At 70.8% G+C, this 23,919-nt stretch carries 17 protein-coding genes; 7 read left to right on the top strand and 10 right to left on the bottom strand.

Annotated elements, in window-relative coordinates; genetic code table 11:
* Positions 1–76: 76 nt before the first annotated feature.
* Positions 77–1,705 carry an alpha/beta hydrolase gene (locus ITI46_RS07000; protein WP_209238527.1) on the top strand — a complete coding sequence of 543 codons (1,629 nt, stop codon included), beginning with the start codon at positions 77–79 and terminating at the stop codon, positions 1,703–1,705.
* 116 nt (positions 1,706–1,821) lie between these two features.
* Here ITI46_RS07000 and hemQ read toward each other — a convergent pair whose 3' ends face one another.
* Together hemQ and hemG are read right to left on the bottom strand one after the other, a co-directional pair.
* Positions 1,822–2,538, bottom strand: a complete 717-nt coding sequence (hemQ, locus tag ITI46_RS06995; RefSeq protein ID WP_209238525.1) for a hydrogen peroxide-dependent heme synthase — start codon at positions 2,536–2,538, stop codon at positions 1,822–1,824.
* Positions 2,531–3,961, bottom strand: coding sequence for a protoporphyrinogen oxidase (hemG, locus tag ITI46_RS06990; RefSeq protein ID WP_209238524.1), 1,431 nt, complete (start codon positions 3,959–3,961; stop codon positions 2,531–2,533). The genes hemQ and hemG overlap by 8 nt, the downstream gene beginning before the upstream one ends.
* Positions 3,962–4,065: 104 nt before the next feature.
* Between hemG and ITI46_RS06985 the strand changes: the two genes are divergently transcribed.
* Positions 4,066–5,457, top strand: a complete 1,392-nt coding sequence (locus ITI46_RS06985; protein WP_209238523.1) for an FAD-dependent oxidoreductase — start codon at positions 4,066–4,068, stop codon at positions 5,455–5,457.
* A gap of 24 nt (positions 5,458–5,481) precedes the next feature.
* On the opposite strand, the gene hemE is transcribed toward ITI46_RS06985, so the two are convergent.
* A complete protein-coding gene (gene hemE, locus ITI46_RS06980) occupies positions 5,482–6,579 on the bottom strand; it encodes a uroporphyrinogen decarboxylase (protein WP_209238522.1) in 1,098 nt (365 codons plus the stop codon).
* 73 nt (positions 6,580–6,652) lie between these two features.
* On the opposite strand from hemE, the gene ITI46_RS06975 reads away from it, so the two are divergent.
* From ITI46_RS06975 to ITI46_RS06955, 5 genes are all read left to right on the top strand, one after another.
* Complete coding sequence (locus ITI46_RS06975) at positions 6,653–7,324, top strand: DUF3000 domain-containing protein (RefSeq protein ID WP_209238520.1); 672 nt, start codon at positions 6,653–6,655, stop codon at positions 7,322–7,324.
* A 312-nt stretch (positions 7,325–7,636) separates the two neighbouring features.
* Positions 7,637–8,317, top strand: a complete 681-nt coding sequence (locus ITI46_RS06970) for a response regulator transcription factor (RefSeq protein ID WP_099884917.1) — start codon at positions 7,637–7,639, stop codon at positions 8,315–8,317.
* A 132-nt stretch (positions 8,318–8,449) separates the two neighbouring features.
* Complete coding sequence (locus ITI46_RS06965) at positions 8,450–9,709, top strand: ribonuclease D (protein ID WP_209238518.1); 1,260 nt, start codon at positions 8,450–8,452, stop codon at positions 9,707–9,709.
* Between the two features lie 125 nt (positions 9,710–9,834).
* Positions 9,835–11,049, top strand: coding sequence for a thiolase family protein (locus ITI46_RS06960; RefSeq protein WP_209238517.1), 1,215 nt, complete (start codon positions 9,835–9,837; stop codon positions 11,047–11,049).
* A gap of 2 nt (positions 11,050–11,051) precedes the next feature.
* Complete coding sequence (locus tag ITI46_RS06955; protein WP_209238516.1) at positions 11,052–13,172, top strand: 3-hydroxyacyl-CoA dehydrogenase NAD-binding domain-containing protein; 2,121 nt, start codon at positions 11,052–11,054, stop codon at positions 13,170–13,172.
* 128 nt (positions 13,173–13,300) lie between these two features.
* Here the strand turns inward: ITI46_RS06955 and ITI46_RS06950 are convergent, their stop codons facing one another.
* From ITI46_RS06950 to ITI46_RS06920, 7 genes are all read right to left on the bottom strand, one after another.
* Positions 13,301–15,616 (bottom strand): DUF6571 family protein, encoded by a 2,316-nt coding sequence (locus tag ITI46_RS06950; protein ID WP_209238515.1) that lies wholly within the window; start codon positions 15,614–15,616, stop codon positions 13,301–13,303.
* Positions 15,616–16,134, bottom strand: coding sequence for a type VII secretion target (locus ITI46_RS06945; protein WP_209238514.1), 519 nt, complete (start codon positions 16,132–16,134; stop codon positions 15,616–15,618). Before ITI46_RS06945 ends, ITI46_RS06950 begins: the two co-directional genes overlap by 1 nt.
* A gap of 198 nt (positions 16,135–16,332) precedes the next feature.
* Positions 16,333–17,889 carry an ArnT family glycosyltransferase gene (locus ITI46_RS06940; protein ID WP_209238513.1) on the bottom strand — a complete coding sequence of 519 codons (1,557 nt, stop codon included), beginning with the start codon at positions 17,887–17,889 and terminating at the stop codon, positions 16,333–16,335.
* Positions 17,890–18,074: 185 nt separating this feature from the next.
* Complete coding sequence (gene dxs / locus ITI46_RS06935; RefSeq protein WP_209238512.1) at positions 18,075–19,985, bottom strand: 1-deoxy-D-xylulose-5-phosphate synthase; 1,911 nt, start codon at positions 19,983–19,985, stop codon at positions 18,075–18,077.
* A gap of 305 nt (positions 19,986–20,290) precedes the next feature.
* Positions 20,291–21,682 (bottom strand): sugar ABC transporter permease, encoded by a 1,392-nt coding sequence (locus ITI46_RS06930; protein WP_307808081.1) that lies wholly within the window; start codon positions 21,680–21,682, stop codon positions 20,291–20,293.
* Positions 21,679–22,485: an ATP-binding cassette domain-containing protein gene (locus tag ITI46_RS06925; RefSeq protein WP_209238511.1), complete on the bottom strand. Its 807-nt coding sequence runs from the start codon at positions 22,483–22,485 to the stop codon at positions 21,679–21,681. Before ITI46_RS06925 ends, ITI46_RS06930 begins: the two co-directional genes overlap by 4 nt.
* 12 nt (positions 22,486–22,497) lie before the next feature.
* Entirely contained in the window at positions 22,498–23,610 is a 1,113-nt protein-coding gene (locus ITI46_RS06920; protein WP_209238510.1) for a substrate-binding domain-containing protein, read from the bottom strand.
* Between the last annotated feature and the right edge of the window lie 309 nt (positions 23,611–23,919).

The raw sequence follows: 23,919 nt of genomic DNA, 5'->3' as shown, positions 1-23,919 counted from the left end.
CCGCTGAGCATCCAATATGAACGGCGGTGCCACGGGCATGGCTGACGGAGCGACAGCGAGACCAGCGGGAGCCTCAATGCGCGCAGCAGCGATCCCCTCCACAGTCGGTGCCCTGGCCCTCACCCTGGTCTCCGCCTCGGCGGCGGCCTCGGCCGCGCCACCCCAGGCACCACACGGAGCGCCCCCCTCCGCGCGCAGCGTGCCGGAAGCGGTCGGGGTACGGGACGCGGCCGAGGACGCCGCGGACGAGGGCATCAGGTGGCGGCTCTGCCCGGCCGCCGAGCACCTGCCGAAGACCGCCGAGTGCGGCACCTTCCGGGTCCCGGTCGACTACACGCGGCCGGACGGTGAGCAGATCTCCCTCACCGTCAGCAGGGCCCGCGCCACCGGCAGATCCGCGGACCATCTGGGCCCGCTCGTCTACAACCCGGGCGGCCCCGGCGGCAACGCGATGAACTTCCCCCTCTATCCGAAGCTCGGCGGGCTGTGGAAGCGCCTCAACGCGCGCTACGACTTCATCGGTTACGCGCCCCGCGGCGTCGGGCGCTCCGAACCGCTCTCCTGCCAGAACCCGGAAGCCTTCCTCAAGGGCCCCAACCACTCCCCCCAGCACCCCTCCTGGACGTTCAAACAGGCCATGAACCGGAAGGCCGCCGCCTATGCCGCCGGGTGCGCCAAGGCGCAGCCGGGCCGGCTGCGGCACTACACGACGGCCAACAACGCCCGCGACCTGGATGTGCTCCGCGCAGCCCTGGGCCAGCGCCGGCTCAACTACCTCGGGGTCTCCTACGGCACGTACATCGGCTCCGTCTACGCGACGCTCTTCCCCGGACACGTCGGCCGCCTCGTGCTGGACAGCATCGTCGACCCGGCCACCGACAACGTGTGGTATCAGGCCAACCTCGACCAGAACCGGTCCTTCGAGCGGCGCTGGAGCGACTGGAAGTCGTGGGTCGCCCGGCACGACGGCACCTACCGGCTCGGGCGTACGCCGCAGCAGGTGCAGGCGTCGTTCGACGCGGTTCGGGCGGCCGTGGACCGCGAGCCGGCGGGCGGGACGGTCGGCTCCAAGGAGCTGGTGTCCGCGTATCTGGACACCGGGTACGCGGACGCGGCCTGGGCCCCGTACGCGCAGGCACTCTCCGACTTCCGCAGGGGCGAGCCCGGGCCGCTGGTGAAGGTGGCGGCGCCGAAGATGAAGAAGGCGAAGAGCGAGGAGAACGGCAACGCGGTCTACAACGCGGTCGAGTGCCAGGACGCGCCCTGGCCGCGTGACTGGGCGCGCTGGGACCGGGACAACACCGCCACGGCGGCGGTGGCGCCGTTCAACACCTGGGAGAACGCCTGGATGAACCTGCCGTGCGCCTACTGGAAGACGGAATCGGCCAGGCCGACGGAGGTACGCGCCGACGCGGGCCGGCTCCCTCCCGTCCTGCTGGTCGCCTCCACCCGCGACGCGGCCACCCCCTACACCGGCGCCCTGGAGACCCGGCGCCGCCTGGCCGGCTCCTCACTGGTGACCGAGCGCGGCGCGGGCAATCACGGGGTGAGCGGCGGCAACCCCTGTGCGGACGCACACATCGAGCGGTACCTCTTCGAGGGCAGGACCCCCGGGTCCGACGCGGAGTGCCCCGCACGCCCCGAACCGAAGCCCGGCGCCCGGCAACAGCCATCGCCGGGCGCCGGCACGCGGGCACTCCGCTGAGGAATCGCGCCCCGAAAGAGCGCGGGGAACCGCGCGACAAGCCACAACGGCACTCGCAGCCCGCAACGGCGACCAAGGGGCACCCCCTCCCCGGAAAGAAGCCCCCCGGGCAAGCCCTAAGCCAACCCCGCGACCAGCTCGCGCAGCGGCTTGCGGCGCCCCGTGAAGAAGGGAATCTCCTCCCTCACATGCCTGCGCGCTTCCGAAGCGCGCAGGTGCCGCATCAGGTCGACGATGCGGTACAGCTCGTCGGCTTCGAAGGCGAGGATCCACTCGTAGTCGCCCAGCGAGAAGGCGGGCACGGTGTTGGCCCGCACGTCGGGGAAGCCGCGGGCCATCTTGCCGTGGTCGGCGAGCATCCGGCGGCGGTCCTCGTCGGGCAGCAGATACCACTCGTAGCTGCGCACGAACGGGTAGACGCTCACGTAGGCGCGCGGCTCCTCGTCGGCGAGGAAGGCCGGGATGTGCGACTTGTTGAATTCGGCGGGGCGGTGCAGCGCCATGTTGGACCAGACGGGCTCCAGCGCGCGGCCCAGCTCGGTGCGGCGGAGGCGGTTGTAGGCGTCCTGGAGCGCGTCGGAGTCCTCCGAGTGCCACCAGATCATCAGGTCGGCGTCGGCCCGCAGCCCGGAGACGTCGTACGTACCGCGGACGACCACGTCCTTGTCGGCGAGCCGGGCGAACAGCTCCTCCACCTCGTCCGCGTACCCGGCGCGGTCCTCGGGCAGGACGTCGCGCAGCCGGAAGACCGACCAGAGGGTGTAGCGGATGACCTCGTTGAGGTCCTTGGCCTTCTTGCCCGCGTTGGGGGACTTCTGCGGTGCCTCACTCATGGCTTGTCTTCTCACCGTTCTCGTTGACCGACTCAGCTGATGCGGGTGCTTCCAGTACGTGCCGGGCCGCGCGCTGCCCACTGGCGACGCAGGCCGGGATGCCCACGCCCTCGTAGACGGCGCCGGCCACCGCGAGGCCGGGCAGCGCGTCGGTGGCCGCCTGGATGGCGGCGACGCGCTGGGGGTGTCCGACCGGATACTGCGGCAGGCCGCCGTCCCAGCGGGAGACGAGGGTGTCGACGGGGCGCGCTTCCAGCCCGGTGGCGGCGCGCAGGTCGCGCAGCGACAGCTCCACCAGTTCGGCGTCGTCCCGCTCCAGCAGCTGCTCCTCGCCGTAGCGGCCCAGCGAGGTGCGCAGCACGAAGAGTGAGGGGTCCTGTTCGGCGACCCAGCTCCACTTGTGCGCGGAGAAGGTGGCGGCCTTGATGGCGCGGCCGTCCACGGGGGGCACCAGGAAGCCGCTGCCGTCCGGGACACGGTCGGCCTCGGACCTGCGGAAGGCCAGGGTGACCAGGGCCATCGAGGAGTACTCGACCTCGTCCAGCAGCGCGGCGGCGCCGGGGGCGTGCGGGGCCAGCAGCCGCGCTGCCGCGGGTGCGGGGGTGGCCACCACGACGGCGTCGGCGCTGAGCGCCTCGGCGTCGGTCACGGCCAGCCAGCCGACACCGGAGGGCCCGCGCCGTAGCTCGCGCACCGGCGTATGCAGCCGGATGTCCGCGCCCTTGGCGGTGCACGCCTCGGCCACGGCCTGCGGCAGCCGCCCGATGCCGCCCTCGATGCCCAGGAAGACGGGGCTGTGGGAGGCGGGCTGTGCGGCGGCGCGGTCCTGTACGGCGCGCACCGCGGCCAGCAGGGAGCGCTCGGCGCGCGCTGCCTCGTACAGCTGCGGGACGGCGGCGCGCATCGAGATGCGGTACGCGTCACCTGCGTACACCCCGCCGAGCAGCGGTTCCACCAGCCGGTCGACCACTTCGCGGCCGAGCCGCCGGGCGACGTACTCGCCGATGGCCACGTCGTCGCCGACCTCGGTACGCGGCAGCCGCCCGTCCTCGGCGATCCGGGCCAGCCCCTCGGGCGAGAGCACCCCGCCGAGCGCTGCCGGGTCGCCGGGTACGCCCATCAGGTGACCCTTGGGCATGGGGCGTACGGCGCCGCGCGTCCAGATGGCGCCCCCGGAGACGGACGGGGGCTGGAGCCGGTCGCCGAGCCCTACGGCGCGCGCCAGGTCCACGGCCTCGGGCCGGCGGGCCAGCATCGACTCGGCGCCCAGATCGACGGCGGCCGTACCGGCGATGCTGCCCGCACGCAGCTTGCCGCCGAGCCGGGCGCCGGCCTCCAGCACGGTCACCCGCGCGCCGGACGCCAGCAGTTGGTACGCGGCGGCCAGCCCGGAGATTCCGCCCCCGATGACAAGTACGTGCATATCGGCAAGTCTCGCAGAACGGTACCGGGCGCATAGCGTGGGCCCTGTCAGTGGCAGCACGTCCGGTGGGCGGCAGGGTCCGCTCGGTGAAAGGAGCGTCCGCGATGGCGGCAGCGGAGCGGATGGTGGTCATCGGCGGGGACGCGACGGGGATGTCCGCCGCGGCGCAGGCCCGCAGGCTCAAAGGGCCCGAGGAGCTGGAGATCGTGGCCTTCGAGCGGGGCAGCTTCTCCTCGTACTCCGCCTGCGGCATCCCGTACTGGGTGTCCGGCGACGTGCCCGAGCGCGACAGCCTGATCGCCCGCTCGCCCGAGGAGCACCGCTCGCTCGGTGTCGATCTGCGGATGCGTACCGAGGCCGTCGAGCTGGACGTGGCCGGGCAGCGGGTACGGGTGCGGGACCCGGAGGGCACCGAGCGCTGGGAGGGGTACGACCAGCTGGTGCTGGCCACCGGCGCCGTCCCGGTGCGCCCGCCGCTGCCCGGGATCGACGCCGAGGGCGTGTACGGGGTGCAGACGCTGGACGACGGCCAGGAGTTGCTGGACTCGCTGGAGCGCCTGGTGGAGCCCGGCGGTGACTCCCGGCGCCGGGCTGTCGTGGTCGGCGCCGGCTACATCGGCGTCGAGATGGCCGAGGCGTTCGTGAAGCGCGGCTACGAGGTGACGGTGCTGGAGAAGGCCGAGCAGCCGATGTCCACCCTCGACCCCGACATGGGCAAGCTGGTGCACGAGGCGATGTGCTCGATGGACATCGAGACGGTGCTGGGCGCCGCCGTCACGGAGATCCGCACCGACGAGCAGGGGCGGGCCCGCGCCGTGGTGACGGAGGACGCCGAGTACCCGGCGGACGTGGTCGTGCTGGGCCTCGGCGTACGACCCGCGACCGCGCTGGCCCGCGAGGCGGGGCTGCCGCTGGGCGCCTCAGGCGGGCTGCTGACCGACCTGGCGATGCGGGTACGCGGCCAGGAGAACATCTGGGCGGGCGGCGACTGCGTGGAAGTCCTCAACCTCGTCTCCGGCCGCCCCCAGCACGTACCGCTGGGCACGCACGCCAACAAGCACGGGCAGATCATCGGGGCCAACATCGGCGGCGGCTACGCCACCTTTCCCGGGGTGGTGGGCACGGCGGTCAGCAAGGTGTGCGATCTGGAGATCGCCAGGACCGGGCTGCTGGAGGCGCAGGCCGCCGCCGTGGGGCTCCGCTTCGCCAGTGTGGTGATCGAGTCCACCACCCGGGCCGGCTACTACCCCGGCACCCAGCCCATCCACGTCAAGATGCTGGCCGAGCACCGCTCGGGGCGGCTGCTCGGCGTCCAGATCGTGGGCCGCGAGAATGCGGGGAAGCGGGTCGACATCGCGGCTGTCGCGTTGCACGCGGGCATGACGGTGGAACAGATGACCGCCCTCGACCTGGGCTACGCGCCGCCGTTCAGCCCCGTGTGGGACCCGGTGCTGATCGCCGCCCGCAAGGCCGCGGCCGCTGTACGGGCGGGCTGACAGCCGCGGCCGGCGCGAACGCCCTCAGCGGCGGCTGTGCTCGTGGACGTACGCCACCAGGTCCGTCAGGGCCTGGGGGTCCGTCTGGGGCAGCACCCCGTGGCCCAGGTTGAAGATGTGGCCCTCCAGCCCCCGTGCGGCTTCCAGGATGCGGGCGGCTTGCCGTTCCACGGCCGGGCGCGGGGCGAAGAGGACGGCCGGGTCCAGGTTGCCCTGGATCGCCTTGCCGGGGCCCACGCGGCGTGCGGCCTCGTCGACCGGCACCCGCCAGTCGGCGCCGACGACATCGGCCCCGGCCTCTCCCATGAGGCCGAGCAGTTCACCGGTGCCGACACCGAAGTGGATGCGCGGCACCCCGTAGCCGGAGACGGCCTCGAAGACCTTCCGCGAGGCGGGCAGGACAGTGCGCCGGTAGTCCTCCGGGGCGAGCGCGCCGGCCCACGAGTCGAAGAGCTGCACCGCGGCGGCACCGGCCTCGATCTGCACCTTCAAGAAGGCGGCGGTGATGTCCGCGAGCCGGTCCAGCAGTTCGGCCCACAGCTCCGGGTCCCCGTACATCAGCGCCTTGGTGCGCTCATGGTTCTTCGAGGGCCCGCCCTCGATCAGATAGCTGGCCAGGGTGAAGGGCGCCCCGGCGAAGCCGATGAGCGGAGTGGCGCCCAGCTCTCGGGTCAGGATGCCGACGGCCTCGGTGACGTACGAGACGTCCTCGGGGTCCAGCGGCCGCAGCCGCTCCAGGTCGGCGCGGGTGCGGATCGGCTTCTCCACCACGGGGCCGACGCCCGGCTTGATGTCGAGGTCGACGCCGATGGCCCTGAGGGGGACGACGATGTCGCTGTAGTAGACCGCGGCGTCCACCTTGTGCCGGCGCACGGGCTGCAGGGTGATCTCGGCGACGAGCTCTGGCCGCGTGCACGAGTCCAGCATCGTGATGCCCTCGCGTACCTTGTGGTACTCGGGCAGCGAGCGGCCGGCCTGGCGCATGAACCACACCGGTGTGTGCGGCACCGGCTCGCGGCGGCACGCGCGGAGGAACGGAGAAGACGCCGTATCCGCCACGGCGCTCGCTGCGGGGTTCGGTGTCTGCGTCGGCTGGCCCTCGGGGCGGTCGTTTCCACTCACACCCGAAGTCTCCCATGGCCTAATGGGGTGTCCCTACCAGCCTGAAGCCCGCCGTCCGCCTACTCTTCGGCCCATGACTGCGGCTCGGGCGGCGAAGGCGGGAGGCTCCGGCGGAGTGGAAGAGACCAGCGGGACGCAAGGCTCCGGCGGAGGGGGCGGGGACTCGGTGCCGCCGCCTTTCCGGGCGGCTGTCGCGGCGCTGAACGAGACCCGCCCGCGCCCCGAGATCCGGCTCGCCACCCTCCCTCCGCCCCGGCGGCTGGCGCCGTACTCGTTCGCACTGGAGGCGGCCGTGGCGGACCCTGACGACGCGGACACCGAACTGGCCGACGGGCGGTTCGTGCTGCTGCACGACCCGCAGGGCCAGGAGTCGTGGCACGGCACCTTCCGCGTGGTCACGCTGGTCCGGGCCGAGCTGGAGCCGGAGATCGCCGGTGACCCGCTGCTGCCCGAGGTCACCTGGACCTGGCTGACCGGAGCGCTGGAGGCGCGCGGCGCCGGGTACGGGGAGCCGAGCGGTACGGTCACGCGGTCCAGCTCGGCCTTCTTCGGCGGGCTGGCGGAGCGTGCCGCGGAGGAGCTGCTGGAGATCCGGGCGAGCTGGACGCCCGAGGGCAGCACCCCGGACGCCGCCGCGCATCTGACCGCCTGGTGCGAACTCCTCTGCCAGTGCGCGGGGTTGCCGCCCGAGACGGGCGACGGCTCCTCCGTCGTCCAGCTGCCGCAGCGCAGGGGCCCGCGCTAGCCCTTCGCCCCTGGCGCCTCAGCTTCTTCATCGCCGCACCCCGGCGGGAGCCGCTCCCGCCGGGGTGCGGCGTTTTGTCTACAAAGACGCTGCACAATTCCGGTCACCGCCCGGCCGGTCTCTGTGTAGACAAAGGAATCTTTTGGCTACGGAAAATGACCAAGGAAACCGGATTGTGGAAATTCGGGTCACTAATTCGTGATCTTTCTCTAAAGCGGTGTGGAGAAGGTGCCGAAGGAGTCTGTGACCCTTCACACGGAATACCCGACTCGTTCGGTTCCGTCCCCCACAGCCACTCCCTCAGGAGGCCCGGTGTCTGTTCTCCTTGAGCACCCCACAAGCCTGGTCGCCTACCGCCCGAACAAGCCGACGGCCATGGTCGTCGTGGCCGACCCCCGCGTCCGTTCCACCGTGACCCGCCACCTGTGGGCTCTCGGAGTACGGGACGTGATCGAGGCGTCGTCCATCGCGGAGGCCCGTCCCCGAATCGGCAACCCACGCGACATCTGCGTGGCCGACGTCCACCTGCCCGACGGCTCCGGGCTCAGCCTGCTGTCCGAGACCAGAGCGGCGGGCTGGCCCAACGGCCTGGCGCTCTCCGCCGCCGACGACATCGGCGCCGTACGCAACGCACTGGCCGGCGGCGTCAAGGGCTACGTCGTCACCGGCACCCGCACCAACCTGGGCGGCCCGCTGCCCACCCGGCACGGTGCTGCACCCATCGGCGCCGCCGCTGCCGCGCGGATGCACCGCAGGCCGGGCGGCGGACCCGGCGGTCCGGGCCATCCGGGCGGCTACCGGGAGCTGTCGGGGCGCGAGGTCGAGGTGCTGCGCCTGGTCGCCGAGGGCCAGTCGAACAAGGCGATCGGCGTCTCCATGGGCCTCTCGGCACTCACCGTCAAGAGCCACCTCGCCCGGATCGCCCGCAAGCTGGGCACCGGCGACCGCGCGGGCATGGTCGCCGTCGCACTGCGGACGGGCATCATCCACTGACCTCGGCCCCTGCCCCCCTACTCTCCGGTTCCGCTCCGTCCTCCCCCCACGCTTCCGCTTTCCGGACGCCCGTCGACGTAACGTTCCGTCGGCGGGCGTTCGCCATTGGGTGCGCGCGGATACCCTTGACTGGTGACCGACGCCCAAGAGACCGCATCAGCATCCGCAGCTCAGGCCCCCCTCCAGGACTCCGCCCCGGCGCCGGTCCCACTCCTGGAACCACGCGAGGGCATCCCGCCTGTCACCGTGACGCCCGAGGAGCTGGCGCAGGTGACCGGCGCCTTTGCCACGGGCAGCGGCCCGGTGGCCGTCGACGCCGAGCGCGCGTCCGGCTATCGGTACGGACAGCGGGCCTATCTGGTTCAACTGCGCCGCGACGGGGCAGGCACCGCGCTGATCGACCCGGTCGCCTGCCCCGATCTGTCGGCGCTGGACGCGGCGCTCGCCGGCACCGAGTGGGTGCTGCACGCCGCCAGCCAGGATCTGCCGTGTCTGCGGGAAATAGGTATGCGGCCCACGCGGCTCTTCGACACCGAGCTGGCCGGGCGGCTCGCCGGCTTCGCGCGGGTGGGGCTGGGCGCGATGGTGGAGAACGTGCTCGGCTACGCCCTGGAGAAGGGGCACTCCGCCGTGGACTGGTCCACCCGCCCGCTGCCCGACCCCTGGCTGCGGTACGCCGCGCTCGACGTGGAGCTGCTGGTGGATCTGCGGGACGCGCTGGAGCAGGAGCTGTCCCGGCAGGGGAAGCTGGAGTGGGCCCAGGAGGAGTTCGCGGCCATCGCCGCCGCGCCGGTCCCACCGCCGCGCAAGGACCCCTGGCGGCGCACCTCGGGCATGCACAAGGTGCGCAGGCGCCGGCAGATGGCCGTCGTACGGGAGCTGTGGCAGGCGCGGGACGCGGTGGCGCGCAGGCGGGATGTGTCACCGGGCAAGGTGCTGTCCGACGCGGCGATCGTGGAGGCGGCGCTGGCCATGCCGCCGAACGCCAGGGCGCTGGCCGCGCTGCCCGGCTTCGGCCAGCGGGTGGGCCGCAAGCAGCTCGACCAGTGGCAGGCGGCGGTCGAGCGGGCCCGTGCGCTGCCGGAGGAGGAGCTGCCGCAGCAGTCGCAGGCCACCAACGGCCCGCCGCCGCCCCGCTCCTGGGCCGACAAGGACCCGGCCGCCGCGGCCCGGCTGGCCGCGGCGCGGGCCGCCGTCACCCAGCACGCGGAAGAGCTGAATCTGCCGCAGGAGAATCTGCTGACCCCGGACACGGTGCGGCGCCTGTGCTGGGAGCCGCCGGCGGAGGTGACGGTGGAGTCCGTCTCGGGCGCGCTGCGCGCGCTGGGCGCGCGCGAGTGGCAGATCGCCCAGACCGCGGAGCTGCTGCGCTCCGCGCTGACGGCTTCGTGAGGGGCTGACCGGTTCCCAGGCCGGGCCTCGTGCCGAGCCGTGACGAGGGCAACCCTTGCCAGGTGGTTACCGGCAAGTAGCATGGGGGGCGACCGACCCCTGGCCGCACCTGGAGGAGAGCCAAAGTGCCTCGTACCGCAAGGGACGTCGTCTTCGTCGACGGCGTTCGCACACCGTTCGGCAAGGCGGGCCCCAAGGGCATCTATCACGAGACCCGCGCCGACGACCTGGTCGTCAAGTGCATCCGTGAGCTGCTGCGCCGCAACCCCGACCTGCCTCCGGAGCGCATCGACGAGGTCGCCGTCGCGGCGACCACCCAGATCGGTGACCAGGGGCTGACCCTGGGCCGCACCGCCGGGATCCTCGCGGGGCTGCCGAAGACCGTCCCCGGCTACTCCATCGACCGGATGTGCGCGGGCGCGATGACGGCCGTGACGACGACCTCCGGCTCGATCGCCTTCGGCGCGTACGACATCGTCGTGGCCGGCGGCGTCGAGCACATGGGCCGGCACCCGATGGGCGAGGGTGTGGACCCCAACCCGCGCTTCGTCTCGGAGAAGCTGGTCGACGAGTCGGCGATGTTCATGGGCATGACCGCCGAGAACCTGCACGACCGGTTCCCGCATCTGACCAAGGAGCGGGCCGACGCCTTCGCGGTGCGCAGCCAGGAGAAGGCGGCCAAGGCGTACGCCAACGACAGGATTCAGCCGGATCTGGTGCCGATCTCGATCCGCCGCACCTCCCCCGAGGGCGGGGAGACAGGGTGGGGCCTGGCTACCGCCGACGAGCCGATGCGGCCGGGGACCACGCTGGAGAACCTGGCGGGGCTGAAGACGCCGTTCCGCGCGCACGGCCGCGTCACGCCGGGCAACGCCGCAGGGCTCAACGACGGCGCCACCGCCTCGCTGATCGCCGCCGAGGACGTGGCCCAGGAACTGGGGCTGCCGGTGAAGATGCGGCTGGTGTCCTACGCGTTCGCCGGTGTGGAGCCCGAGGTGATGGGCGTCGGCCCGGTGCCGGCGACCGAGAAGGCGCTGGCCAAGGCCGGGCTTTCGATCGACGACATCGGTCTGTTCGAGATCAACGAGGCGTTCGCCGTCCAGGTGCTCGCGCTGCTGGACCACTACGGCATCGCCGACGACGACCCGCGCGTCAACCAGTACGGCGGCGCCATCGCCTTCGGTCACCCGCTGGCCTCCTCCGGCGTACGGCTGATGACCCAGCTGGCCCGCCAGTTCGAGGAGCAGCCGCACGTCCGCTACGGCCTGACCACCATGTGCGTCGGCTTCGGCATGGGCGGGACCGTCATCTGGGAGAACCCGCACTGGGAGGGCAAGTAAGAATGAGCACCGCTGAGCTGCTGAAGGGTGCGGCCGAGCTGTTCCCTGACGAGGTCGTCACCCAGGCGCACGTACGCCACCTCGACCTGCCGTACGGGGCCGGCAGGTTCGCCCTGATCACGCTGGACAACGGGCTGGACCACACCAAGCCCACCACCTTCGGGCCGCAGTCGCTGGCCAATCTGAACGCCGCCATCGACCAGGTGGAGAAGGAGGCGGCGGACGGCGAGATCGTCGGCATCGGGCTGACCGGCAAGCCTTTCATCTTCGCCGTCGGCGCCGACCTCAAGGGCGTCGAGCTGCTGAAGCGGCACGAGGACGCGGTCGCCATCGGCAAGGGCGGCCACGATGTCTTCGTCCGGCTCGCCAACCTGGCCGTACCGACGTTCGCGTACTACAACGGCGCGGCGATGGGCGGCGGTGTCGAGGTGGGGCTGCACTGCACCTACCGCACCGTCTCGGCCGCGCTGCCCGCCTTCTCGCTGCCCGAGGTCTTCCTGGGCCTGGTGCCGGGCTGGGGCGGCTGCGCGCTGCTGCCGAACCTGATCGGTGCCGACCGCGCGGTCAGCGTCATCATCGAGAACTCGCTCAACCAGAACCGCCAGCTCAAGGGCAAGCAGGTCTACGAACTGGGCATCGCCGACGCCCTGTTCGAGGGCGCCGACTTCCTGGAGGAGTCGCTGCGCTGGACCGCGGGTGTCCTCAAGGGCGAGACCGAGGTCGTACGCCCCGAGATCGACCGCGGCGAGGCGTGGGACGCGGCCGTCGAGCGCGGCAAGCAGATCGCCGACAGCAAGGTGCACGGCGCGGCACCGGCCGCCTACCGCGCCCTCGACATCATCGCCGCCGCCAAGAACGGCGACCTGCGCAAGGGCTTCGAGGCCGAGACCCAGGCGCTGGCCGACCTGATCATGGGCGGCGAACTGCGCAGCGGCATCTACGCCTTCAACCTGGTGCAGAAGCGCGCCAAGCGGCCGGCCGGCGCTCCGTCGAAGGACCTGGCACGTCCGGTCACCAAGGTCGGTGTCGTCGGCGCGGGGCTGATGGCCTCGCAGCTCGGGCTGCTGTTCGCCCGCCGTCTGGAGGTGCCGGTCGTACTGACCGACATCGACCAGGAGCGGGTCGACAAGGGGGTGGCCTACTGCCACGAGGAGATCGACAAGCTGCTCCTCAAGGGCCGGGTCAACCAGGACAAGGCCAACCGGCTCAAGGCGCTGGTGACCGGCTCCCTGGACAAGGCCACCGCGTTCGCCGACGCCGACTTCGTGATCGAGGCCGTCTTCGAGGAGATGGGCGTCAAGCAGAAGGTGTTCGCCGAGGTCGAGGCCGCCGTGCCGGAGCACGCCATTCTCGCCACCAACACCTCCTCGCTGTCGGTCAGCGAGATGGCCTCTCAGCTCAAGCACCCCGAGCGGGTCGTAGGCTTCCACTTCTTCAACCCGGTGTCGATCCTTCCGCTGCTGGAGATCGTGCGGGGCGAGAGGACCGACGACGCCGCGCTGGCCACCGCGTTCGGTGTCGCCAAGAAGCTGAAGAAGACGGCCGTACTCGTCAAGGACGCGCCCGCGTTCGTCGTCAACCGGGTGCTGACCCGGTTCCTCGGCGAGGTGCTGCGCTCCATCGACGAGGGCACGCCTGTCGAGGTCGCCGACCGGGCGCTGGCGCCGCTGGGGCTGCCCATGTCGCCGATCCAGCTGCTGGAGCTGGTGGGCCCGGCCGTCGCGCACCATGTCGCGGAGACGCTGCACAACGCGTTCCCCGCGCGGTTCGGCACCTCGAAGAACCTCGGCCGGATCGTGGCGGCGGGCAAGCGGAACCTGTACCTGCCCGGCACGACCGAGCTCGACCCGGAGGTCGCCGAGCTCTTCCAGGTCGGCGACACGGTACTGACCGAGGAGGAGGTGCGCGATCGAGCGTTGGACGCCATCGCGCAGGAGGTCCGCCTCATGCTGGACGAGGGTGTGGTGGCCGAGGCCCAGGACATCGACCTGTGCCTGATCACCGGTGCCGGGTGGCCGTTCCACCTCGGCGGCGTGACGCCCTATCTGGACCGCGAGGGCGTCAGCGAGCGGGTGACCGGCCGCCGTTTCCTGGCTCCCGGTCTCGCCAGCATCCCGGAATGAGGCAGTAGCTTCCGGGAATGCGGCAGCAGCCGCTGCTCTTCCCTTCGCCGATTCTTTTGAGTTTCGGCCCCGGATTCGGGAGGGAAGAGCAGCGGCTCTTTCACGTCGTACAGGTCAGGTCGCACAGGTCACTTCGTATAAGGCTCGCGGCCTTCGAAGGCGTTGCCCTGTGGGCCGATGGCCAGGTACTTGGACTTGATGTCGTCGGCGAGGTCACCGGTGACATCGGGGCCCTTGCCGTACTTCTCCAGGTATTTCCCGGCGGTGGCGCCGAGATCGTGCTCGCCGCGGGCGAAGAACTGATCCTTGTTCTGCGGCGGATCGGGCTCATGGGGCCCGCCGAAAACAACGTCGTCGTGGAACTGCTTCGCCCATTCCACCCCGCCCGCCTGGACCAGCGGAATGACCACGCCCCACGGCCCGCTCTTGCCGACCACGCTCAGTACGCCGTTGGCGAGCGCCGGTGCGGCGGTGCTCATTCCCACGCGGGTCCAGTCGGCCGACGCGGCGAACGCCTTCTGCGCATCGGCGCTGTCGGCCGCGTACTGCGCCTCGATCTGCTGGACCCGCGAGTGGTCCAGCGTCCCCCGCGCTTCGGCCTCGGTCAGCAGGACCCGGCGCCCCGCGGCCCAGCTCTCGTCGCTCTCGGAGGGCGGGTGCTGCGCCAACCTGTCGAGGGTGTAGAGGTGTTCGGCCTGGTTCATGAGGCCGTGCGAGGTCTCGTTCTGGCCCAGCACGCTGAGGAAATCCACGGCCTGGTCGCGGCTGAGCTGCGCGGCGCCGCGGTAGCCGGGCGGAAAGGCTCCGTCGCTCTGCAGTGAGTCGCCCACCCCGGAGACGGCGCGGTTGATGTCGTCCACGTAGGCGCCGCCCATGGCACCGAGGCTGGGGGCGATGGCGGGCTGGTCGTGCAGCAGCTTGGGTCCTTCGGAGCCGCCGTAGACGTGCACGACCTGCTCCATGACGCCTGCCGTCGCGGCGGTGCGCCGGTTGCCGCCGTGCTCGAACAGCTCCGGGTTCTTCCCGGTCAGTTGGGGGTCGTCCCAGGCGTAGCCGGTGGTGGCGGCGGTGAGCGCGTGGCCGAGCGCCTCATGTCCCGGCAGCCGGCGCGGACCGCCCTGCGTGACGCCGTCGAAGATCCAGTTGCGGTCCTTGGTCAGATATTTGAGCCGGTCGTTGAGTTCGGAATCCCGGTCCACGACTCCGTTGACATCGGCCGGCTGCGCGAAGAAATCGGTGGCGGCGTCCGGATTGTGACCCAGCGCGTCCAGGAAACCGACCATCGCGTCGTGTCCGGTGTCGCCGGGTTCGCCATTCGGATTGAGGTTGTCGGTGTCGGCGCTGTTGGCCCAGTAGGCGTAGTTGTCGTGGGTGTTGAGCTTCTTGTCCCAGTCGACGAGCCGGTCGCCGTAACGGTTGAGGAAGCGGCTGTCGTACGTGCCCTTGTGCATCAGGTTGCTCATCAGCTGGAAGCCGTACGGGTGCGTCGTACCGCCGCTGCTCTCCAGGCGCTTGTCGCCCAGCGCGATGATGTCGTGCTGCCATTGCCGCATCGCCGGTGTGGGTACATGCGAGGCGGTGGCGAGCGTGGTGCTCAGCGAGTCCTGGAGCGTCTTGGCCGACTTCCACCACGCCTTGTCGTCGATCTTCGTGTCGGGGTGGTCCATGTTGTGCGGGTGGGTGGCGTTGTACCAGAGCTTCAGGGTGCGCTCGGCACCGAGCCTGGTGGCGAACTGCTCGGCGAACTGCGGGTCCCGGCTGTGCCGGGTGATCAGCGTGGTGAGGCGTTCCAGCTGGTCGGAGGAGATCTTGCCGTTCTCGGCCTTCGCCAGGTGGACGGCTTCCCTCAGGTCCTGGGCCGCGTGTTCCCGGGCGTCCTTGAGGCCGTTGTATGCCTGGTCGTTGAAGCCCCGTGCGGTGCCGTTGACGTCGGTGGTCAGCGCATGGGCGAGGTCCTGGTCCGCCTGGTCGGCGCTGTCGAGCGCGGCGCTGGTGCGGTCCCAGTAGCCGGCGATGACGGCGCTGTACGCCTGCTGGTACGCGGACCTGGCCTTCTCCTCCTCGTCGGTGAGATGCAGTTCCACGGTGCCGGTCTTCTTGTCGAGCTTGAGGTGCTTGTGCCCTTCGAGCTCGTCCTCGATGGTCTTGAGCTCCTTCTGGGCCGCGCGGAACTTCGCCAGCGCCTCGGACAGCACGGTGTGCACCCGCCTGGACTCCTCCTGCGCGGCCAGCAGTTGCGCCTTGACCCCGCGGAACTTGCGCCACGCCGCCTCGGCCGTCTCGCCCTCCCAGTCGGAGTTCGCCAGGCCCTTGATGACATCGGTGTTGAAGTTGGTGGCCACCTGCTGGAACTTGCCGGGTGCGTTCTTCCACTTGCCCACGGCCTCGTCCAGCGGGGTGAGGTCGGCGTGCCGTACGTCGGTGTAGCTGAGCCTGCCGGTCATCAGCGGCTGCCTCCGGCCGGTACGTGGCTGCCGTGCTTCGCCCCCGTGCCGTGCCCGCCGTTCCCGCCGTTCCTGCCATGGCCGCCCGCCGCCGCGTCAATGTCCGCCTTGCGCCGGTGGTCCTCCGAGGTGAAGGCGCCCGCTGCGCTGCGCAGCGCGGAGGCCGTTCCGGTGAACTGCTGCTTGACGTACGACATCTGGTCACGCCAGCGCTCCTGGAAGGTGGCGATCGCGGTGTCCGTACGGAATCCCTTGAGGGTGCCGGTGATCTCCCCGGTCTCCTTCATGACCTCGTCGTCCGCCTTGAGGAACTGGCCCCGTACCGTCTCGGCGTGGCCTGCGCGGCCCCGCAGCACATGGGCCGTCACATGGAGCCGCGGCTGTCCGTTCGCTCCGCGTCCGGCACCGCCGCCCGCGGTGCCGCCCCCGTGCGGACCGGCCCCGGCGAGCCGCATGTGCGCCTTGCTCTCGGGCGCGTACGCGGCCTTGAGGCCGGCCCACTCCTGCTCGAACGACAAGCTGTCCTCCCGTTCCCTGCCCCGTGCGAGTTGCTCCGCGTACGACGGCCTGACGCACGCGGGGCGGCGAACCTAACTTCCGCAGGGAAACAGCAGACGATCAGCAAGAGAGCGCCAACTGGACAATCGGCAGCACTCGGCAACAACCGGGAAACAATCGCGAGGACACCTGGTCAGCGGGGCAGAGGCCACCCAGGGTCAGTGGGGAGCCCCGCTCGCCCGGGAGGAGCGGATCTCCGGGCGGTTGCGCAGATAGAACGAGGAGCCGTCGATGGTGGCCACCTTCTCGTAGTGGCGGGCCAGATGGCGGCGCAGTGTGGGGATCTGCTGCACGCCGTACCGCTTGCCGCGCGAGTCGTCGACGATCAGCTCGGGCGGGCGGCGCCGCAGCTCGCGTTCGAAGTGCGGCCAGGCGCCGTCCATCGCGTACCGCTCACCGACCCGCGCCTCGCCCCGGCCGCCGCTGAAGTTGGTGAGGAACCCCGCGGTCAGATAGCGGGAGGCGGGCGAGCGCTTGGCCAGCCAGTAGCCCTCCGGGTGCATGCCCCACAGCAGCACCCGGTCCTTGCGGTCGGTGTAGGAGCGCACGGTGTCGGCCAGCCGGCGCGCATGGTCGACCTCGGCACGGCTGTCGGTGAAGCCCCAGCCGATGAAGCCACACGCCAGGAACGCGGTGGCGGCCAGCGCCATGGTGGCGGCCCGCGCGGTGAGCTCGTGCAGCGCCACTGTGCCCAGCAGGGCGAGGGGTGGCACCATTTGCAGGAAGTAGTGCCCGAAGAACTGGAACCCGACCATGGCGGCGCCGAGCGAGGCGGCGAGCCACAGCCAGAGATCGCCGGTGCCGTCGAGCGGAGCACGCTGCACCGCGGAGCGGGTCGCGTTGCGGGAGCGCGCGGTGGTGCGGGAACGGGCGGCATTGCGGGAGCGGGCGGCGTGGATGAGGGCGGCGACGAGGGGGAGGGCGGCGAGTGTCAGCAGCCCGGTGCCCGCGAGCGCGCGCAGCAGCGGCTTGAATCCGGCTCCGTCGGCGGAGAGATACGAGCCCGACCCGGTCGCGATCCAGTACAGGAAGCGGCCCGGATCGAAAGCGAGAGCAGCGCTCACCACTGGGAGCGCTGCTCCGGCAGTGGTCCGGATCCAGGCCGCCCAGCCCGCGCGGGCCTGCCACAGCAGAAAGAGCACCGGCAGCAACACGGCACCACCGGTCTGTTTCGAGAGCACTGCTCCGGCCACCGACAGCCCGGCACCGAGCCAGCGTCCCCGGTCGGCGTACCACATCGCCGCGACGGTCCAGGGCAGCATGAAGACCTCGAACGTCGCTGCCTGGGTGTCCTCCGGCTTGAGCCCGACCGTCAGAAAGACGTAGCAGATCCCCGCCGTCCACGCCGCCCGCTCACCCCAGCGGCGCCCCGCGAGGGAGGCGGCCAGCGCAGCACCCACCACGACGGCGGCGATGGCCGCCAACCGCACCGGCCACAGCGAGTCGTCCCCGAACAGCGCGAAGGCGCCCCGGTAGAGCAGCGGCACGAAGGGGGGTTTCCGGTCCACGACGGTGTCGTAGAGCACTCCCCCATCGGCGAGTTGCCGCGCCTGCGTGGCCAGGTACCCCTCGTCGGGGTTCCAGGGGGTACGCGCGAAGGAGGGGAGCCGGGTGAGAACCGTCAGGGCCAGCAGCGCCACGACGAGCCTCGCCGCCGGGGCTCCCACAACGCGCGCAACAGCGCTCTCGCGCTCCGCAGCAGGGGACAACGGCATCCCCCCAATTTAACGGCACCCCGCATGGGGGCTGCGCCCAGGCACCCCGTCAGGGGCGCGGGGAACTGCTCCCCCAGCCTTCGGCCGGGAGGTGTCCCCAGGAACCACAAACAACCCGCAGACCGCAGACGACGGCCAGGGGCACCCCCTCCCCGGCTCCAGGGACAGGGGGCACCCCGCCATGCTCAGTCGCGAGCCACTTCCGCGGCGTCGAAGCGCCCGTCCAGCTTCGCGACGAGCCCCGTCACCTGACGGGCGATGTCCGGCGCGGTGAGCCCGACCTCCGCCATGATCTCCTTACGCGACCCATGGTCCAGGAACCGCTCGGGGATACCGAAGTCCCGCAGCGGCACATCGACCCCGGCATCCCGCAGCGCCTGCGCCACGGCCGAGCCGACGCCGCCCGCACGGCAGTTGTCCTCCACGGTGACGACAACGCGGTGCTGCTCCGCCAGCGGCGGCAGCGACTCGTCGACCGGCTTGACCCAGCGCGGGTCCACCACGGTGGCGGTGATCCCCTGCTTGTCGAGCAGGTCGGCGATCTCCAGGCACAGCGGGGCGAGGCCGCCGACGGAGACGACCAGCACGTCGGCCCCGGCGGCGTCGGCGGGCTCGCGCAGTACGTCCATGCCGCCCACCCGGCGCACCGCGGAGACGGCCGGGCCGACGGCGCCCTTGGAGTAGCGCACCACGGTCGGCGCGTCGTCCACCTCGACGGCCTCGCGCAGCTGCGCGCGTACCTGGTCGGCGTCGCGGGGCGCGGCCAGCCGCAGGCCCGGCACACACTGGAGGATGGACATGTCCCACATGCCGTTGTGCGAGGCGCCGTCCGAGCCGGTGACCCCTGCCCGGTCCAGCACGAAGGTGACGCCGCACTTGTGCAGGGCGACATCCATCAGCAGCTGGTCGAAGGCGCGGTTGAGGAAGGTGGCGTAGACGGCGAAGACCGGGTGCAGCCCCCCGGTGGCGAGCCCGGCGGCGGAGACCGCGCCGTGCTGCTCGGCGATGCCCACGTCGTAGACGCGCTCAGGGAACTCCTGTGCGAAGGCGTGCAGTCCGACGGGCCGCATCATGGCTGCCGTGATGGCGACGATGTCCTTACGTTCCCGGCCGAGCTCGACCATCTCGTCGCTGAAGACGGAAGTCCAGTCGGCGCCGGAGGATTTGACGGGCAGTCCGGTTTCGGGGTGGATCACGCTGACGGAATGGAACTGGTCGGCCTCGTCCTGGCGGGCCGGCTGATAGCCGCGCCCCTTCTCGGTCAGACAGTGCACCAGCACCGGACCGCCGAACCGCTTCGCACGCTGCAGAGCCGACTCGACCGCCGCGATGTCGTGCCCGTCGATCGGGCCGACGTACTTCAGCCCCAGGTCCTCGAACATCCCCTGCGGCGCGATGAAGTCCTTCAGCCCCTTCTTCGCGCCGTGCAACGTCTCGTACAGCGGCTTGCCCACCACCGGGGTGCGGTTGAGCACGTCCTTGCCGCGCGCCAGGAAACGCTCGTAGCCGTCGGTGGTGCGCAGCGTCGCCAGGTGGTTGGCCAGGCCGCCGATGGTCGGCGAGTACGACCGCTCGTTGTCGTTGACGACGATGACCAGCGGACGGTCCTTGGCCGCCGCGATGTTGTTCAGCGCTTCCCAGGCCATCCCGCCCGTCAGCGCTCCGTCGCCGATGACCGCCACCACATGGTCGTCCCGGCCCCGCACCTCGTTCGCCTTCGCCAGACCGTCCGCCCAGCCCAGCACCGTCGAGGCGTGCGAGTTCTCGATCACATCGTGCGCCGACTCGGCCCGCGACGGATAGCCCGACAGACCGCCCTTCGCCCGCAGCTTGGAGAAGTCCTGCCGTCCGGTCAGCAGCTTGTGCACATAGGACTGGTGCCCGGTGTCGAAGAGCACCTTGTCGTTGGGCGAGTCGAAGACCCGGTGCAGGGCGATGGTCAGCTCGACCACACCGAGGTTCGGGCCCAGATGGCCACCGGTCTTGGAGACCGCTTCGACCAGGAAGGTGCGGATTTCCTCTGCCAGCCGCTCCAGCTGCTCCGGGGTGAGCTGGTCCAGATCGCGTGGTCCCCTGATGCGGGTCAGCAACGCCACCCGTACCTCCTTGCGTCTAGCGTGATCGAACGCTGTCGAGCCGTCGTTTCGGGCCGTGCCGATTCGTCCCCAACCTCCGGCCTGGGGGCACCACCCGGGGGAGGTGCCCCCAAAGTCTAATGTTCCGCCTCCACCCGGATTCACCGGACGGTGCCATCTCACTCACACGAATGCAGGGTTCTTGCCGGGGCGTCCGGACGCATGCGAGGGGCGCCCCGCGCAGATTGCACGGGGCGCCCCTCGGGTTCCGGCCGAGCCGCTGTCGAACAGTACGTACGTTCGATAGTGACCCGGTTCCGGAAGGATCAGGCTCGACCAGCGGTCTTCTGGGTCCGGCGGGAGACCGAGTCGATCACGACCGCCGCCAGCAGCACCGCGCCGGTGATCATGTCGCGGAGGGCCGACCCTGTGCCCAGCAGGGCCATGCCTGAGTTGATCGACTGGATGACCAGCGCACCCAGCAGCGCCGACCAGGTCTTGCCGCGGCCGCCGAAGAGGCTGGTGCCGCCGATGACGGCCGCCGCGATGCAGTTCATCAGCAGGCTGCCGGCGCCGGAGGACTGGTTGGCCGCGTTGATCTGTGACGCGAAGAACAACCCGCCGACGGCCGCCATCGTCCCGGCGATGGCGTAGACGGTGATCCGCACCATGGGCACATTGATGCCGGCACGCCCCGCCGCCTCGCTGCTGCCGCCGACGGCGAAGACCTGGCGGCCGTAGCTGGTGCGGCGCAGCACGAAGTCGCCGATGACGACCACGCCCAGGAAGATCACCACGGCCAGCGGCAGCCCCTTGTAGGAGTTGAAGACGGCCGCTGCCACATACGCGGGTACCGCCAGCACCACCGTACGCAGCAGAATCTCGCTGAGCGGGCGGCTGGGCACGTCGGCGGCCTTGCGGCGGCGCTGGTCCAGCAGGGAGAAGCCGAGGAAGGCCAGGACGCAGACGGTGGCCAGGCCCATGGCCGCCGCCTTGTCGGCGAAGTAGTAGTTGGTGAGATGCGCCACCAGCCCGTCGTCGTCGAGGTTGATGGTGCCGCTGGGGCCGAGGATCTGGAGCATCAGACCGTTCCAGCCCAGCAGGCCCGCCAGGGTGACCACGAAGGCCGGGACGCCGATCCTGGCGAAGAAGAAGCCGTGTATGGCGCCGGCCGCCATACCGGTGAGGAGGGCCAGCAGAACCGCCAGCACCTCGTTCATCCCGTGGTTGATGTTGAGGACCGCCAGCACGGCGGCCGACATCCCGCTGACCGAGCCGACCGACAGATCGATCTCGCCGAGGATGAGGACGAAGACGATGCCGACGGCGATCAGCCCGGTGCCCGCGCTCTGCACGAACAGGTCGCTGAGGTTGTTCGAGCTCAGGAACGCGGAGTCCTGGAGCTGGAAGACCGCGCCGATGACCAGCAGGCCGACGATGACCGGGACGGAGCCCAGCTCGCCGGTGCGCAGCCGGCGCAGCAGGTCTTCCAGGTAGCCGGCGAAGCCCTTCTGGCGCACCAGCAGCCGGGGGTCCACGGTGGCGACGGAAGCGTCCGGGGCCGCTGTCCCGTTCTCAGCGGCCCCCTTCTCCGCCGCCCCGCTCCCCGGTCTCCCGCTGCCGCCCGCCTCGCTCGGGGCCTTGGAGACGTTCACGGGCGTGTCGTCGGCAGGCGTGTCGTCAGCGGGGGTGCCGTCGGTGGGGGTGCCGGTGGTCACTTGTGCACCTCCGTCGTGCGCGCATTGTCTGCGGTCCGGGCGTTCCGGCGGGTGACGACGTTGTCACTCGCCCCGGTGATCGCGGAGACGATCTCCTCCTGGGTGGTCTCGCTCACCGTGAAGGTCCCGTTGTTGCGGCCGAGGCGCAGTACGGCGACCCGGTCGCTGACGGCTCGTACGTCGGCCATGTTGTGGCTGATCAGCAGCACGCCGAGCTCCCGCTCGCGGAGCCGCTCGACCAGGTCGAGGACCTGCGCGGTCTGCTCGACGCCGAGCGCCGCCGTGGGCTCGTCCAGGATGACGACGCGGGGCTCGCCGAGCAGCGAGCGGGCGATCGCGACGGTCTGCCGCTGTCCGCCGGAGAGCGACGCCACCGGTACGCGGACGCTGGGGATCCGGATGGAGAGGGTGGACAGCAGCTCGCGGGCGCGGCGCTCCATCTCCACCTCGTTCAGCACGGTGCGCGACTTGATCTCGTTGCCGAGGAAGAGGTTGCCGACGACGTCGAGGTTGTCGCACAGCGCGAGGTCCTGGTAGACGGTCGCGATGCCCAGCTCCTGGGCGTCGTGCGGCCGCTCGATACGGACGGGCTCACCGTCCCATTCGACAGTGCCCTCGTCGGCCGGGCCGACGCCCGCGATGGCCTTGACCAGGGTGGACTTCCCTGCACCGTTGTCGCCGACCAGCGCGACGACCTCTCCGGGGTGGATCTCCAGCTCGACGTCCGTGAGCGCCTGGACGGCGCCGAACCGCTTGGAGATCCCGCGCAACGCCAGCACGGGCGTAGCGGACACGTGAATCACTCCTTACGCGGATTACTTGATGCCCGCCTCGGCGCACGCCTTCTTGAACTTGGCGGTGCAGATCTCCTTGGCAGTGAAGAAGCCGGACTTGCCGACGTACTTCTTGATGTCCTCCTTGACCAGCGGCAGCGGCGTGACGATCTTCGTCGGGACGTCCTTGGCGGACTCGCTGTCGGTCTTGGTGGAGGCGATCTTGTCCAGCGACTCGCCGCGGGCCAGCGCGACGGCGAACTCGGCCGCGGCCGACGTCTCGGGGACGTACGGCTTGTAGACGCTCATGAACTGCTCGCCCGCCAGAATCCGCTGCACCGCGTTGAGCTCGGCGTCCTGGCCGGTGACCGGGGGCAGCTTGTCCTTGTCGAAGCCGGCGCGCTTGAGCGCGGTGATGATGCCGCCCGCCATGCCGTCGTTGGCGGAGTAGACGCCGATGATGTTCTTCTTGCCGAGCGAGGAGATGGCGCCCTTCATGTTCTCGTTGGCGTTCTCCGGCTTCCACTCCTTGGTGTCGTACTCCTTGCCGACCTTCACCTTGCCGTCGAGCACGGAGTGGGCGCCGTCCTTGTACATCTTGGCGTTGGGGTCGGTGACGGAGCCGTTCATCATGACGATCTTGCCCTTGTCGGCCTTGTCGCCCAGCTCGTCGAGGAGGGACTTGGCCTGGAGCCGGCCGACGCGCGGGTTGTCGACCGAGGTGTACGCCTTGATCGGGCCCTCGGCGAGGCGGTCGTAGGCCACGACGGGGATGTCTCGGTCGTCGGCCTTCTTGACCGAGCTGGAGACGGACTTGGCGTCCACGGCGTCGAGGATCAGCACGTCGACCTTCTTGGCGATCATCGTGTCGACCTGCTGCTGCTGGACGTTGGCGTCCTGCTTGGCGTTGGCGTAGAGGATCTTGGTGTCCTTGCCGGCCAGTTCCTTGAGCTTCTTCTCCATCAGCGGCTTGTCGAAGCGCTCGTAGCGCGCCGTCTGGTTCTCGGGCAGCAGCAGCCCGATGGTCAGCGGTCCCTTCTTGGACTTGCCGCTGTCCTTGCCGTCCGCCTGGTCGGCACTGCCACAGGCGGCCGTGGTGAGGGCGAGCGAGAGTGTGACGGTGCCGAGGACGATGCCGCGCAGCGCTGCGTGCATTGAGAGACCTCCCTGACGGGGCCGCGGCGTTGCGGCCGAGGTAGCGGGAAGTCAACTCCGAGCTGACTCAGCGGTCAATAAGCAAATCCTTAACGAGATGACAACGATGCCATCCGTTGAAGACCGAAACCCATGGCACCCCGAGAGCGCCCCGTCAGGGGCGCGGGGAGGGACTGCCCAGGCTTCGCGGCGCAACGATCAAGGGGCGCGGGGAACTGCGCGAGCGACCACGACGGCGCCGCACCCGGCAGCGAAGCAAGCGCGCAACGGCGGGTCTCAGCTTGCCCCGCATGGAGGCTGCGCTTGCCC

It is taken from the genome of Streptomyces oryzae (assembly GCF_017676365.1).
Lineage (GTDB): Bacteria > Actinomycetota > Actinomycetes > Streptomycetales > Streptomycetaceae > Streptomyces > Streptomyces oryzae.
This window is presented reverse-complemented; position numbering and strand designations above follow the sequence as displayed.